Annotated in this window: 14 protein-coding genes; 1 reads left to right on the top strand and 13 read right to left on the bottom strand. The window is 68.7% G+C overall.

Annotation, left to right across the window (positions count from 1 at the left end; all coding sequences use genetic code 11):
• Positions 1-13 precede the first annotated feature (13 nt).
• From rpoZ to ABVF28_RS09165, 13 genes are all read right to left on the bottom strand, one after another.
• Complete coding sequence (gene rpoZ, locus ABVF28_RS09225; RefSeq protein WP_068484449.1) at positions 14-340, bottom strand: DNA-directed RNA polymerase subunit omega; 327 nt, start codon at positions 338-340, stop codon at positions 14-16.
• On the bottom strand, positions 337-1,236 hold the full coding sequence (gmk, locus tag ABVF28_RS09220) for a guanylate kinase (RefSeq protein ID WP_371030267.1): 900 nt from the start codon (positions 1,234-1,236) through the stop codon (positions 337-339). Before gmk ends, rpoZ begins: the two co-directional genes overlap by 4 nt.
• Entirely contained in the window at positions 1,233-2,123 is an 891-nt protein-coding gene (pyrF, locus tag ABVF28_RS09215; protein ID WP_371030266.1) for an orotidine-5'-phosphate decarboxylase, read from the bottom strand. The genes gmk and pyrF overlap by 4 nt, the downstream gene beginning before the upstream one ends.
• Complete coding sequence (carB, locus tag ABVF28_RS09210; protein WP_371030265.1) at positions 2,124-5,423, bottom strand: carbamoyl-phosphate synthase large subunit; 3,300 nt, start codon at positions 5,421-5,423, stop codon at positions 2,124-2,126. It abuts the gene before it with no gap.
• A 2-nt stretch (positions 5,424-5,425) separates the two neighbouring features.
• Positions 5,426-6,598, bottom strand: coding sequence for a glutamine-hydrolyzing carbamoyl-phosphate synthase small subunit (gene carA, locus ABVF28_RS09205; RefSeq protein WP_371030264.1), 1,173 nt, complete (start codon positions 6,596-6,598; stop codon positions 5,426-5,428).
• Positions 6,595-7,137 carry a hypothetical protein gene (locus ABVF28_RS09200; protein ID WP_371030263.1) on the bottom strand — a complete coding sequence of 181 codons (543 nt, stop codon included), beginning with the start codon at positions 7,135-7,137 and terminating at the stop codon, positions 6,595-6,597. Before ABVF28_RS09200 ends, carA begins: the two co-directional genes overlap by 4 nt.
• Positions 7,137-8,480 (bottom strand): dihydroorotase, encoded by a 1,344-nt coding sequence (locus tag ABVF28_RS09195; protein ID WP_371030262.1) that lies wholly within the window; start codon positions 8,478-8,480, stop codon positions 7,137-7,139. Before ABVF28_RS09195 ends, ABVF28_RS09200 begins: the two co-directional genes overlap by 1 nt.
• 29 nt (positions 8,481-8,509) lie before the next feature.
• Positions 8,510-9,469: an aspartate carbamoyltransferase catalytic subunit gene (locus ABVF28_RS09190; RefSeq protein ID WP_104311960.1), complete on the bottom strand. Its 960-nt coding sequence runs from the start codon at positions 9,467-9,469 to the stop codon at positions 8,510-8,512.
• A complete protein-coding gene (gene pyrR / locus ABVF28_RS09185) occupies positions 9,466-10,029 on the bottom strand; it encodes a bifunctional pyr operon transcriptional regulator/uracil phosphoribosyltransferase PyrR (protein WP_104253262.1) in 564 nt (187 codons plus the stop codon). Before pyrR ends, ABVF28_RS09190 begins: the two co-directional genes overlap by 4 nt.
• Positions 10,030-10,138: 109 nt before the next feature.
• Positions 10,139-10,546, bottom strand: coding sequence for a transcription antitermination factor NusB (gene nusB, locus ABVF28_RS09180; protein WP_068484434.1), 408 nt, complete (start codon positions 10,544-10,546; stop codon positions 10,139-10,141).
• On the bottom strand, positions 10,546-11,109 hold the full coding sequence (efp, locus tag ABVF28_RS09175) for an elongation factor P (protein WP_068484432.1): 564 nt from the start codon (positions 11,107-11,109) through the stop codon (positions 10,546-10,548). The genes nusB and efp overlap by 1 nt, the downstream gene beginning before the upstream one ends.
• A 117-nt stretch (positions 11,110-11,226) precedes the next feature.
• The gene (locus tag ABVF28_RS09170) at positions 11,227-11,694 is read right to left on the bottom strand and encodes a type II 3-dehydroquinate dehydratase (RefSeq protein ID WP_371030261.1); all 468 of its coding nucleotides are present in this window, start codon (positions 11,692-11,694) and stop codon (positions 11,227-11,229) included.
• 22 nt (positions 11,695-11,716) lie between these two features.
• Positions 11,717-12,586 carry a Cof-type HAD-IIB family hydrolase gene (locus ABVF28_RS09165; RefSeq protein WP_371030260.1) on the bottom strand — a complete coding sequence of 290 codons (870 nt, stop codon included), beginning with the start codon at positions 12,584-12,586 and terminating at the stop codon, positions 11,717-11,719.
• A 156-nt stretch (positions 12,587-12,742) separates the two neighbouring features.
• Here ABVF28_RS09165 and ABVF28_RS09160 point away from each other — a divergent pair, with 156 nt between their 5' ends.
• Entirely contained in the window at positions 12,743-13,561 is an 819-nt protein-coding gene (locus tag ABVF28_RS09160) for a GNAT family N-acetyltransferase (RefSeq protein WP_371030259.1), read from the top strand.
• Positions 13,562-13,576 lie beyond the last annotated feature (15 nt).

Raw genomic sequence — 13,576 nt, 5'->3', positions numbered from 1 at the left:
GCTCACGGTCGTGCTATGCCTGGGGGGCGTCGTCTTCGAAGTTGATCTCGTCATCGAACACGATGACGTCGTCCGGGGTCTCGAGCGGGCGAGCCTCGACCATGACGATCTTCTGCTCGTTGATCTCGTGCAGCGCGATCGACAGGGGCTTGTCGTCGATCGAGGAGTCGATCAGCGGGCCGACGTTCTGGTAGATCGCTCCGTCGTGCAGGTCGGAGTAGTAGTCGTTGATCTGACGCGCGCGACGCGATGCGAAGATGACCAGCTGGTACTTGTTGTCGACTCGCTGCAGCAGCTCGTCCATGGGCGGGTCGATGATGCCCTTTGGCTTCTCAATCATGCGTGCTCCTTGTTCAGTCCCAGATGTTCGACTACGCGTGCCGCAGCCTCAGGCACGGAGTCGTTGACGACCAGTGCATCGAACTCGTCCTGGGCGGCGAGTTCGACCTTCGCGGTTTCGAGGCGCCGAGCCTGTTCTTCGGCCGATTCCGTGCCGCGCCCGACGAGGCGCCGCACGAGCTCGTCCCAGCTCGGAGGCAACAAAAATACCAGTCTAGCCTCTGGCATGCGCGATCGGACCTGTCTTGCGCCCTGAATGTCGATTTCGAGGAGGACCGAGCATCCCGAGGAGATGGCGTCGTCGATGGGTCCGCGCGGGGTTCCGTACCTGAAGGCGTTGTGCACGGTGGCGTACTCGAGGAGCTGCTCGTCGGCGACGAGCCGGTCGAAGCCCTCGTCGTCGGTGAAGTGGTAGTTCACGCCGTCGACTTCACCGGGACGCGGGGCACGCGTCGTGGCGGACACCGAGAGCTCGACTTCCGGGTAGTGCTCTCGGATGTAGTTTGCGACGGTGCCCTTGCCGACCGCCGTGGGGCCGGCCAGCACGACGAGACGACTGTTGCCGGTCTGCGCGCCCAGCCGCTCCTCCAGGAACGAGCGGAGACGGATGCGCTGGTTGCGGCCGAGACCGCCGAGGCGCTTGGACGGCGAGATCGCGAGCTCTTCGAGGATGCGCGCCTGCTTCGTGGCTCCGATGTGCGGGATGCTGAGCAGGAACTGCGTCACGCGTAGGGAGTGCTCGGCGGCGTGCTCGGCGGACTGGCTCGCGTCGAGCACGGAGATCGGCGAGCGGGTTCCGTTCGCAAGGGCGCGTTTGACCTCAGCGCGAGCCTGGCGTGCGAGGACCGCCGCGCGCGACGCGGCGACGCGATCGACCGGAGGTGGGACCTGGGTCATGAGAGGGCGTCCTCCAGCTCAGCGGCTTGCTGGTCGATGGCGTCGGCGATGCCATTTGGCCCTGCGGCCAGGACACTGCGTGAGACGTTGACGATGACGGACTCAGCTGCTGCGCCGAACGTCTCCTTGATGCGCGCGAACTCGGCACCCTGGTGGCCGAAGCCTGGGGCGAGGATCGGGGTCCGGGGTAAGGCGCCGAGCATCGCGAGGTCGACGCCGAGGAGGTCGAAGTCGACCGTGCCGCCGAGGACGACGCCGACTGAGCCGAGCGCGCCGGTCGTGTGCTCGGCATTCCAGGCGGCCGCGCGCTTCGCGACTCCCCCGGCGACGGTCTCTCCGAGCTGGGACCCGCGGTCCCGGCGGGCCGTCTGGATCGAGGTCGACTCCGGGTTCGAGGTGGCGGCGAGCACGAAGAGTCCCTTGCCGAGACGGTCGGCGAGCTCCAGCGCCGAGGCGAGCGAGTCGAAGCCCTGGTAAGGGTTCACCGTCATGGCGTCCGCTTCGAGCGGCGAGCCCTCGTCGAGCCACGCCTTGGCGTAGGCCTCGAGGGTCGTGCCGACGTCCCCGCGCTTGACGTCGGCGATGACGAGCAGGCCCGCCTCCCGCGCGGCGCCGAGCACCGACTCGAGCGCCGCGAATCCGCTGGAGCCGAATCGCTCGTAGAACGCGATCTGCGGCTTGATCACGCCGACGCGCTCCGCCGATGCCTCGACGACTCGGAGTCCGAACTCCCTGGCACCCGCCGCGGTGTTCGGCAGCCCCCACGCGTCGAGCAGGAACTCATGCGGATCGATGCCGATGCACAGCCTGCCCCGGTTCTCCACGGCGTGCTGGAGTCGGGCTCCGAACCCGCTCCCTCCAGCACGCGCCGCGAACGCCTCAGTCAACTAGCTGTCCCCCCTCTGGGTGTTGTACTCCTGCAGGCTCGTCACCGTGAAGCCGCTTCGCAGCGCGGAGAGCGAACCGACAGCGGCGGACAGCTCCGAGATCGTGGTGAAGATGGGCAGGTCGGCGGAGACTGCCGCCGTGCGGATCTCGTAGCCGTCGGCCCGTGACGCGCGGCCGGATGGGGTGTTGATGACCATGTCGACCTCTCCCCCGTGGATCATGTCCACGATATTGCGGTCCTGGCCGGGTGTGGTGCCGTCGGGCGAATCCGGCGTGAACTTCCCGACGACCTTGGCGGTGATGCCGTGGCGCGCGAGGACGGCTGCTGTGCCCTCGGTGGCCGCGATCGAGAACCCGAGCTCGACGAACTTGGCGACGGGAAGGACGATCGCGCGCTTGTCGCGGTCGGAGACCGAGACGAACACGGTGCCCGACTTCGGCAGGCCGCCGTAGGCCGCGAGCTGGCTCTTGGCGAATGCGGTCGGGAAGTCGGTGTCGATGCCCATGACCTCGCCGGTGGAGCGCATCTCCGGCGAGAGCAGCGAGTCGACGATGCGTCCGTCCTTCGTGCGGAAGCGCTTGAAGGGAAGCACTGCCTCCTTCACGGCGACGGGGCTCGAGGCCGACTGGTGCGTGCCGTCCTGGTCGCGGAGGAGTCCCTCGGCCTTCAGTTCGGCGATGGAGACCCCCGTCATGACACGGGCGGCGGCCTTCGCGAGCTGCGTACCGAGGGCCTTCGAGACGAAGGGCACGGTGCGGGAGGCGCGCGGGTTGGCTTCGAGCACGTACAGCTTGCCGCCCGACAGCGCGAACTGCACGTTGAGCAGGCCACGGACGCCGACGCCCTGGGCGATGGCGAGGGTCGCGTCGCGCACGTTGTCCAGGACAGCGCTCGAGAGGGTGACGGGAGGCAGGGTGCACGCCGAGTCGCCGGAGTGGATGCCGGCCTCCTCGATGTGCTCCATGATGCCGCCGATGTAGAGCTCGTCGCCGTCGAACAGGGCGTCGACGTCGATCTCCGTGGCCTCGTCGAGGAACCGATCGACCAGCAGCGGATGAGCGGGTCCGACGATCGCCTGACCCTCGATGCGCGAGAAGTAGTCCTGCATCTGCTCTGCGTCGTACACGATCTCCATCCCGCGTCCGCCGAGCACGAAGCTGGGGCGCACGAGCACCGGGTAGCCGATGCCCGTGGCGACATCGAGGGCGCCGTCGAGGTCGGTCGCGGTGCCGTTCTCCGGCGAGATCAGGCCGGCGCGGTCGAGGACGCCGGAGAAGAGTCCGCGCTCCTCGGCGAGGTCGATCGCTGCCGGGCTCGTGCCGAGGATCGGGACGCCAGCCGCCTCGAGCCCCTTCGCGAGTCCCAGCGCAGTCTGGCCGCCGAGCTGAACGACGACGCCGAGCAGCTCGCCTGCACCGCGCTCGACCTCGACGATCTCGAGGACGTCCTCGAGCGTGAGCGGCTCGAAGTAGAGGCGGTCGCTCGTGTCGTAGTCCGTGGAGACCGTCTCCGGGTTGCAGTTGATCATGATGGTCTCGAAGCCAGCGTCCGAGAGCGCGAACGACGCGTGCACGCACGAGTAGTCGAACTCGATGCCCTGGCCGATGCGGTTCGGGCCCGAGCCGAGGATGATCACCTTGCGGCGGTCGCTCGGCGTGACCTCGGACTCCTGGTCGTAGCTCGAGTAGTGGTACGGCGTGAAGGCGGGGAACTCGCCGGCGCACGTGTCGACGGTCTTGAAGACAGGACGGACCCCGAAGTTGTGGCGGATCGCGCGGACCTCGTCCTCGCGGCTCCCGCGAAGCTCGGCGATCTGGGCATCGGAGAAGCCGTGGCGCTTCGCGTGCCGGAGCAGGCGGGCGTCGACGACGTCTGCGGAGCTGATCTCGGCCGCGACCTCGTTGATGAGCACGATCTGGTCGATGAACCAGGGGTCGATGGCCGTGGATTCGAAGATCTGCTCCGGCGTCGCACCCTTCCAGAGCGCGCGCTGCACGTTGACGATGCGGCCGTCGGTCGGGATCTTGATCGTCTCGAGGAGCTCCTCGACGGAGACCTCGTCTGCAGCCCACGTGAACGACGATCCCCGCTTCTCGAGCGAGCGCAGCGCCTTCTGCAGCGCGGTCGAGAAGTTCCGGCCGATGGCCATGGCCTCGCCGACCGACTTCATGGTGGTCGTCAGCGTCGTGTCGGCGGCCGGGAACTTCTCGAAGTTGAAGCGGGGCACCTTGACGACGACGTAGTCGAGCGTCGGCTCGAAGCTCGCGGGCGTCACCTTCGTGATGTCGTTGGGGATCTCGTCGAGGCGGTAGCCGATGGCGAGCTTCGCCGCGATCTTCGCGATCGGGAAGCCTGTCGCCTTGGACGCCAGCGCCGACGAGCGGGACACGCGAGGGTTCATCTCGATGACGATGATGCGACCGTTCGATGGGTCGATGGCGAACTGGATGTTGCATCCACCGGTGTCGACGCCCACGAGGCGGATGATCGCGATGCCGATGTCGCGGAGGCGCTGGTACTCGCGGTCGGTCAGCGTGAGCGCGGGGGCGACCGTGATGGAGTCGCCGGTGTGGACGCCGACGGGGTCGACGTTCTCGATCGAGCAGACCACGACCGTGTTGTCGGCGGTGTCGCGCATGAGCTCGAGCTCGTACTCCTTCCAGCCGAGGATCGACTCCTCGAGGAGCACCTCTCCGGTGGGGCTCGACTGCACGCCGTCGGCGACGAAGCGGATCAGGTCCTCTTCGTTGTAGGCGAAGCCGGAGCCGAGGCCGCCCATCGTGAACGAGGGGCGGACGACGAGTGGGTAGCCGAGGTCCTCGGCGAAGCCGATCGCCTGCTCGACACTCGTCGCGATGTGGGAGCGGGCGACTTCGGCGCCGGCCTCGATCACGAGGTCCTTGAAGATCTGGCGGTCCTCGCCGCGGCGGATCGCGTCGACCTTCGCGCCGATGAGCTCGACGCCGTGACGCTCGAGGATGCCCTCCTCATGGAGCGCGATGGCCGCGTTGAGCGCCGTCTGCCCGCCGAGGGTGGGGAGGATCGCGTCAGGGCGCTCCTTGATGATGATCGACTCGATGATGTCCGGGGTGATCGGCTCGACGTACGTGGCGTCGGCGAAGTCCGGGTCGGTCATGATCGTCGCGGGGTTCGAGTTCACGAGGATGACGCGGACGCCCTCCTCGCGGAGCACGCGGCAGGCCTGCGTGCCCGAGTAGTCGAACTCGGCCGCCTGGCCGATGACGATGGGGCCCGAGCCGATGACGAGGACGCTCGAGATGTCTGTGCGCTTTGGCATGCTTACGCGTTCTCCTGGCCGTTGGTGGGGGTGGGTGAGGAGGCGAGGTGCTCGCGCACCATCTCCCTGAACTGGTCGAAGAGCGGAGCGGAGTCGTGGGGGCCCGCCGCCGCCTCTGGGTGGAACTGCACGCTGAACGCAGGGATGTCGAGGCAGCGGAGGCCTTCGACGACCTGGTCGTTGAGGCCGATGTGACTGACCTGCGCGCGGCCGAAGCCGGCTGGCGTCTCGACGGGGCCGTCGAGCGGCGCCTGGACGGCGAAGCCGTGGTTCTGGGCGGTGATCTCGATGCGGCCGGAGAACGTGTCGACGACGGGCTGGTTGATGCCGCGGTGGCCGAAGGGCAGCTTGTACGTGTCGAAGCCGAGGGCACGGCCGAGCAGCTGGTTGCCGAAGCAGATGCCGAAGAACGGTGTGCCGTCGCGGAGGACGTCCTGCAGCAGCTCCACGTGCGCGTCGCTGGATGCAGGGTCGCCCGGCCCGTTGGAGTAGAAGACGGCGGTGGGGGCGAGCTCGCGGAGCTGGTCGATGGTCGTGGCGTGCGGCAGCACGTGCACGTCGAAGCCGCGCTCGGCCAGCGCCTTGATCGTGGCCGTCTTGATGCCCAGGTCGATGATGGCGACGGAGCCGATCCGCTCGTCGGCCGTCGACGGGTGCACGATGGGCTCCGGCGTCGAGACGCGGTCGCTGAGGTTGCGGCCCGCCATGCTCGGCTGCGAACGCACCCTCTCGAGCAGCGTGGTCTCGTCGGCCGAGGCCGCCTCGCCGGAGAAGATCCCGCCGCGCATCGAGCCCTCGCTGCGGATGCGTCGAGTGAGCGCACGGGTGTCGACGCCGGCGATGCCGACGATGCTGGTCTCGGTCAGGGCGTTTTCGAGCGTGTCCTCGGAGCGCCAGTTCGAGACGACGCGGGAGGGGTCGCGGACGACGTAGCCGTCGACCCAGATCTGGCGCGACTCCATGTCCTCCGCGTTGACCCCGGTGTTGCCGATGTGCGGGGCGGTCTGGACGACGATCTGGCCTGCGTAGCTCGGGTCCGTCAGGGTCTCCTGGTAGCCGGTCATGCCGGTCGAGAACACGACTTCGCCGAGCGTCTCGCCGACGGCGCCGTACGCGTCGCCCTCGTATCGCGTCCCGTCCTCCAGGACGAGCACGGCGGGAATTGGTGGCGTCATGAGGACTCCTCGGTCGTGGGGGCTGGTGTTCGCTGCAGCGAGTGCAGCGCGGTCTTGAGCTGTTCTCGCGCGGTGGCGTCGACAACTCGGAGGGAGGTCTCGACGCTCACGCGGTCGTTCGCCGCGTCATCCGCGGGCAGGAGCCACCGGATGATCGTCAGCCCGCCGTTCTCGACGACTCGGTCGATCGTGACGGTGCCGTCGAGGGTGGCCTCGATGTCGGCCGCGGGGATGAAGAAGGCTCGTTCGCCTGCGATGCGCACGACGGGTCCTTCCCGGAGCACGGTCACCTCAGCCCGCCCCCGGAATCCGAGCGGCGGGACGACGATGCGGTCGAGGGTGTCACCCGTGCGGCTCGTCGACACGTAGTGCACGTCGTGCCAGTGCCCGAGCGGCTGCTCCGTCGACTGCGGGGGGCTCAGGGGCGTGGCGATGCCGGCCTGCGCCCGTGTCCGGCGTCGCCAGCCGAGCCACATGAGCGCGACGATGACGAGGAACGCGACGATTGTGAGGGCGGCGGGGAGTACGCGGTCGTCCATCAGGCGAGTTCCTGCTCGCGCGCTCGGGCGGCGGCGGCCGCACCTTCGGCCGAGAGGAGAACGCCGTCGTCGAGCGTGCGGGTTCCGCGGTAGACGGTGTGCACGACCCTGCCGGGCAGCGGCATGCCGAGGAATGGCGAGTTGATGCTCTTGCCTCCGAGTGCGGCCGTCGTGAAGTCGGCCGTCGGGGCTGGGTCGTAGAAGACGAGGTTGGCGAGCTCACCGGCCGCGACGGGGCGCCCAGATGCGGAGTCGCCCCCGATGCGAGCGGGAGTCTCGGACATGATCCGCGCCACGTCCTCCCAGCCGAGCGTGCCCGTGTCGACCATGGTGTGCTGCACGACGCGCAGGGCGGACTCGAGCCCGACCATGCCCATCGCGGCCTGGTCCCACTCGGTCTCCTTGGCATCGACGGGATGCGGCGCGTGGTCGGTGGCGACGATGTCGATCGTGCCGTCGGCCAGCGCTTCTCGCACCGCGAGCACGTCATCCTGCGTCCGAAGCGGCGGGTTGACCTTGAACCGGGCGTCGTAGCCGCGCACGAGCTCCTCGGTGAGGAGGAGGTGGTGGGGCGTGACCTCAGCGGTCACGTCGATGCCGCGTGTCTTCGCCCAGCGCACGACATCCACACCTTCGCGGGTGGAGACGTGGCAGACGTGCAGGCGTGAGGAGACGTGATCGGCGAGCAGTGCGTCGCGCGCGATGATCGAGGATTCGGCCACCGCCGGCCACCCGCCGAGGCCGAGCTCGGCCGAGAGCGCCCCTTCGTTCATCTGGGCCCCTGCCGTGAGGCGAGGGTCCTGGGCGTGCTGGGCGACGACTCCGCCGAACGCCTTCACGTACTCGAGGGCGCGACGCATGATGAGCGGATCGAAGACGCACTTGCCGTCGTCGGAGAACACGCGGACGCCGGCGTTCGACTGCGCCATCGCACCGATCTCGGAGAGCTGCTCGCCTTCGAGCCCGACCGTCACGGCCCCGATGGGCCGGACATCGGCGTATCCGGCGGCGCGACCGAGCGCGGCGACCGCCTCGACGACACCCGCCGTGTCCTGGACCGGAGAGGTGTTCGCCATGGCGAACACCGTCGTGTACCCGCCGAACGCCGCAGCGCGGGTGCCGGTGAGCACCGTCTCGCTCGACTCGAAGCCAGGTTCGCGCAGGTGCGTGTGGAGGTCGACGAGGCCGGGCAGGAGCACGAGGCCCTTGACGTCGATGACGCGTTCCACGCCGTCCACGGAGACGGATCCGACCGGGGCGACTTCGGCGATCGTGGTTCCGGCGACGAGCACGTCGACGGGGTCGGCGCCGAGCAGCTTGGCGCCTCGATACAGCGTGGTCATGGTGCCTTTCTCGTTTCCTGGGCCCTGGTTCACGAGCCGCTCCCCTCGCGCTCGCCGGAGCAGAGCACGTAGAGCGCGGCCATGCGGACGGCGACGCCGTTCGCGACCTGCTCGAGGACGGTCGACTGCGGTGAGTCGGCGGCGATCGAGGAGATCTCCAGACCGCGGTTCATGGGGCCGGGATGCATGACCATCGTAGCCTCGGGCAGGCTCCGGAACCGGGTCTCGCCGAGCCCCCAGTTCTTGGCGTACTCGCGCGTGTTCGGAAAGAAGGCGTCGTGCATCCGCTCCGCCTGGATGCGGAGCAGCATGACCGCGGTCGGGTGCGTGGCGAGCGCCGCGTCGAGGTCGCTCGTGATCGTCGCCGGCCAGGACTCCGTGCGCACGGGGACGAGGGTCGGCGGGCCGACGAGCGTGACCTCGGCCCCGAGCGTCGTGAGGAGCCACACGTTCGATCTGGCCACTCGCGAGTGCAGGATGTCACCGACGATGACGATGTGGCAGCCGTCGAGTCCCTTTCCCCGGGCCGCGGCGCGTCCGTGGACGCGACGTCGCAGCGTGAACGCGTCGAGGAGCGCCTGCGTGGGGTGCTCGTGCATGCCGTCGCCGGCGTTCAGGATGGGGGCGTCGATCCAGTCACGCTCGGCGAGGAGCTGCGGCGCGCCGCTCGAGGGGTGCCTGATGACGACGGCATCGGCGCCGATGGCCTTGAGCGTCTGCGCCGTGTCCTTGAGCGACTCTCCCTTGGAGACGCTCGATCCCTTGGCGCCGAAGTTGATGACGTCAGCGGAGAGTCGCTTCTCCGCGGCTTCGAACGAGATGCGGGTGCGCGTCGAGTCCTCATAGAACAGGTTCACGACGGTGATGCCTCGAAGAGCTGGCAGCTTCTTGACCTCGCGGTCGCCGACATCCGACATGTCCTCGGCGACGTCGAGCAGCATGATCGCGTCCTCGCGACTCATGCCCTTCGTGGAGAGCAGGTGCTTCATGCGCGTCCCCCGTCGGTGATGACGACGCGGTCGCCGCCGTCGAGCTCCGTGAGCTCGACGCCGATGCGCTCGCTCCGGGCGGAGGGCAGGTTCTTCCCGACGTAGTCCGCGCGGATCGGGAGCTCGCGGTGCCCGCGGTCGACCAGGACGGCGAGCTGCACGGCACGAGGCCGGCCGGTATCGCTGAGCGCGTCGAGGGCGGCTCGCACCGTGCGGCCGGAGAAGAGCACGTCATCGACGAGCACCACGGTCTTGCCGTCGATGCCGCCCACGGGGATGTGCGTGGGCTGCGAGACGCGTGCCGGTCCGCGCCGCAGATCGTCACGGTACATCGTCACGTCGAGTGCGCCAGCGATCTCCGCGGCGTCGACGTGCGTCCCGTTCGAGGCCTCGAAGCCGGCGATGAGGCTGGCGAGGCGCTTCGCGAGGGGAACTCCTCGGCTCGGGATGCCGAGCAGGAGCAGGTCCTTCGACCCACGGTTCTGCTCGAGGATCTGGTGCGCGATTCGCACGAGGGCTCGTTGAACGTCGTCGTGATTCAGCACGGTTCGCTGGGGCACGTCGACCTCCTTCCCCGCCTCACTGGACGGTGTTAAAGGATGTCTGGAACTGGGGGCCGGGCCGTCTCGCCTGTGGCGGTCTCGGCTCGAGCCCCCAGCCTAGCATCGGCTACTGCTCGCTGATGCGGCCGAGCACGCCGTGGATGAACTTGCCCGACGCGTCCGTCGAGTACTCACCGGCGGCGCTGACGGCCTCGGTGATGGCCACGGCGGCGGGGATCTCGTCGTTGTACTTGAGCTCCCAGATCGCGACGCGGAGGATCGAGCGGTCGAGCGCGGGCATGCGCTCCAGCGTCCAGTCGCGCGCGGTCTCCACGATGTAGCCGTCGATCTCATCTGCGTGCTCGATGACGCCGAGCACGATCTCCCTGGCGTAGCGCCAGCTCGCCGCGCGGTCGGGCTCATCGGCGGCCCGCTCCGCCTCCTGGCCGAGGAGCTCGGGGATCGGGGTCCCGCGAACGTCGGAGGCGAACAGGATGTCCATGGCGCGCTTGCGCGCCTTCGTGCGCGCGCTCACTAGTCGTTGACGCGGCCCAGGTAGTCGCCCGTGCGGGTGTCGATCTTGACCTTCGTGCCGGCGTCGACGAACAGCGGCACCTGGATCTCCGCGCCGGTCTCGACGGTCGCGGGCTTGGTGCCCGCGTTGGAGCGGTCGCCCTGCAGGCCCGGCTCGGTGTACGTGATCTCGAGCACCACCGACGGCGGGAGCTCGATGTAGAGCGGCTCGCCCTCGTTCAGCGCGATCTGCACGCTCTGCTGCTCGAGCATGTACTTGGCCGCGTCACCCACGATCCGCTCGTCGAGCGTGATCTGGTCGTAGTCGGTCTGGTCCATGAAGACGTAGCCGTCGCCGTCGCGGTAGAGGTACTGGAAGTCGCGGCGGTCGACCGTGGCGGTCTCGATCTTGGCGCCGGCGTTGAACGTGCGGTCGACGGTCTTGCCGCTGACGACCTGCTTGAGCTTGGTGCGCACGAAGGCACCGCCCTTGCCGGGCTTGACGTGCTGGAAGTCGATGACCTGCCAGAGTTGCTTCTCGATGAGAAGCACAACGCCGTTCTTGATGTCTGCCGTAGTTGCCATGGAAGTTTCTCCGTGTCCATCCCGCGCAAGAGCGGGATTCTTCAGTTATCGCCACCTGGTTGAGGTACGCGCGAGCTGTTCGGCGCGAGGCGTTTGCCCCAGCGGCCCCGGAGAAGTCTAGTGCAGGGTCTCCGAAGAGGCCTGCTTCGCCTCGCTCATGGCGCGGATGCCTTCGAGTGCCGCCAGGTACGAGCCTGCGCCGAGACCGGCGACGAGGCCCGTCGCGACCGCCGAGATGACGCTCGTGTGCCGGAACGCCTCGCGTGCGTGCGGGTTCGACAGGTGCACCTCGATGACCGGGGTCCCCGTCTCCGTGACGATCGAGACCGCGTCGCGGAGCGCGATGGAGTAATGGGTGAGCGCGGCGGGATTCAGGATGACCGGGGTGCGCGCATCCGCCGCTTCATGCAGCCACTCGACCAGCTGGCCCTCGAAGTTGGACTGCCGTGCGTCGATCTCGACGCCGCCGCCAGCGGCAGCGCGGAGGAGCTCGACGATGTCGGCGAGCGTCTGCGTGCCGTACGTCTCCGGCTCGCGGGTGCCGAGTCGATCGAGGTTGGGGCCGCCGAGAACGAGGATGCGCATGCGGGTCAGTCTATCGACGGGGTCAGGCGAAGGCCGCGGTCGGGACGACCGAATCGTCCGCCGAGATGAGCTCGTTGCGCACGAACGCGTTCCAGACCCCGTTGTCGTCGACGCCGGTCGTCACCTGGTCGGCGTAGGCCTTGATGGCATCGGGTGCGTTGCCCATCGCGACGCCGACTCCCGTGAGCTGGAGCATCTCGACGTCGTTGATGCTGTCGCCGATCCCGATCGTGTCCGCCCGCTCGAGCCCCTTCAGGCGGCACACCTCGAGGATGGCGCTCCCCTTGTTCACGCCGAGTTGCAGGAGCTCGCCGCTGTGGGGGCCGAGAACAGGGACCGTGGCGTTGATGACGTCGAAGCGTCCGGCGAAGGCCTCGCGGATCGCGTCGATGGGGGTTTCGGCGCTCAGGAAGCACATTTTGCCGATGTCGTCTCGCAGCACCTCGCCACCCTCCTCGAAGAACGTCTCGAACTGCAGCGCTCCGTCGGCCTCGACACGGTCGGAGTCGGCGAGCTCGACGGCGAGCAGCGTCCGGAGGTGTGCGCGGAAGCCGGGACTTGCGACGACTGCCGAGTCGCTCTGCACGTAGAAGTCGATCCCAGACCGGGTGAACACGTCGATGGCGAAGGTGACGTCGTCGAGCGACATCGTGCGTGAGACGCGTGTCTCCCCGTCGAACCACACGAAGCTGCCGCCGGCGCTCACGATTCCGTCGAAGCCGATGTCGAGGATCTGGGGGTAGATTTCCGCGCGCGACCGGCCGGTGCAGATGAAGACCAGGTGGCCGGCGGCCCTCGCGCGGCTGACGGCCTCGACCGTCGACGGCTGGATGCGCTCCTGATCGTCGATGAGAGTGCCGTCGATGTCGAGGAAGACGATGCGCCTGGTCAACTGTGTCCTTCTGCTCATGAGTGCGGCCGATAGCTCCGGCGCCTCGTCGAACGAGGATGACGCTGCAGCTGGGCCGTCCACCAGGCTAGACGATGCCAGCACGCGGACGGCACCTGAGGGCTGGCGGCGCTGTCCCTGACAACCTAGCCTCGGACCATGTCCGCCGAGTTCGAGACCCTGGCGACCACGGGGTCGTCCACGCCGTCCGTCGAGGACGCGAGCAGAGCCCTGCGCGCCAGCTGGCCCGCGCTGGACGAACAGCGTCTCGGCGGCTGGGCCCTCGGGTTCTCCGAGGGGTTCACGCGGCGTGCGAACAGCGTGTGGATGCTCGGCGAGGTGGGGGACGTGGAGACGGCCATCGGCACGGTCGAGGAGGCGTACCGTGTGCGTGGCCTCCCCAGCCGCTTCCTCACGACCGACTCCAGTGACTCGGACGAAGTGGTGGCGCTGCGGGCGTTCGGCTACGTGACGTCACTCTCCGGCGGAGTCCTCGCGCGTGCGCTCGGCCCAGCAGACGGCCCTCACCAGTCGCTCGCTGGCTCACATCCATCCGCGGTCCTCTCGGCATCCACCCCGCAGCTCCCACCCGACTGGCTCGACGCCTGGCTGACCTGGAGCGGCCGACGCCTGCCGAGCGACCGCCGCCTCGCCCCGCGCATCCTGCGCCAGGGCACGCCGAGCTTCCTCAGCGTGAGCGTCGACGGTTCCAACGTGGCGACCGCGCGGCTCTCGGTGCTCGACGGCATCGGGGTCGTCGACTGCCTGGTCACGGCTCGCGCGAGCCGGGGCCGTGGGTACGCCCGTCTGCTGCTCGAGCGCGCGCAGCACGACGCCTTCGCGCTCGGCGCTTCGTCGTGCCTCGCCATGGTGGTCGACGGCAACGACGCCTCGCTCCGGCTCTTCGACCGGCTGGGCTACCACCGGCTCGGGGCGTTCCGATACCTGGAGGGTCCAGAGCGGACCGGCTGCTGCTGAACGCCGCCCTGGCAA

This window comes from Pseudoclavibacter sp. JSM 162008 (genome assembly GCF_041366455.1).
Lineage (GTDB): Bacteria > Actinomycetota > Actinomycetes > Actinomycetales > Microbacteriaceae > Pseudoclavibacter.
This window is presented reverse-complemented; position numbering and strand designations above follow the sequence as displayed.

Excerpts from the sequence above, each read along its gene's own strand:
- ABVF28_RS09200 (WP_371030263.1), bottom strand. The coding sequence starts at position 7,137 with ATGGACGACCGCGTACTCCCCGCCGCCCTCACAATCGTCGCGTTCCTC.
- carB (WP_371030265.1), bottom strand. The coding sequence starts at position 5,423 with ATGCCAAAGCGCACAGACATCTCGAGCGTCCTCGTCATCGGCTCGGGC.
- ABVF28_RS09190 (WP_104311960.1), bottom strand. The coding sequence starts at position 9,469 with ATGAAGCACCTGCTCTCCACGAAGGGCATGAGTCGCGAGGACGCGATC.
- ABVF28_RS09195 (WP_371030262.1), bottom strand. The coding sequence starts at position 8,480 with ATGACCACGCTGTATCGAGGCGCCAAGCTGCTCGGCGCCGACCCCGTC.
- gmk (WP_371030267.1), bottom strand. The coding sequence starts at position 1,236 with ATGACCCAGGTCCCACCTCCGGTCGATCGCGTCGCCGCGTCGCGCGCG.
- carA (WP_371030264.1), bottom strand. The coding sequence starts at position 6,598 with ATGACGCCACCAATTCCCGCCGTGCTCGTCCTGGAGGACGGGACGCGA.
- ABVF28_RS09170 (WP_371030261.1), bottom strand. The coding sequence starts at position 11,694 with ATGCGCATCCTCGTTCTCGGCGGCCCCAACCTCGATCGACTCGGCACC.
- rpoZ (WP_068484449.1), bottom strand. The coding sequence starts at position 340 with ATGATTGAGAAGCCAAAGGGCATCATCGACCCGCCCATGGACGAGCTG.
- ABVF28_RS09160 (WP_371030259.1), top strand. The coding sequence starts at position 12,743 with ATGTCCGCCGAGTTCGAGACCCTGGCGACCACGGGGTCGTCCACGCCG.
- efp (WP_068484432.1), bottom strand. The coding sequence starts at position 11,109 with ATGGCAACTACGGCAGACATCAAGAACGGCGTTGTGCTTCTCATCGAG.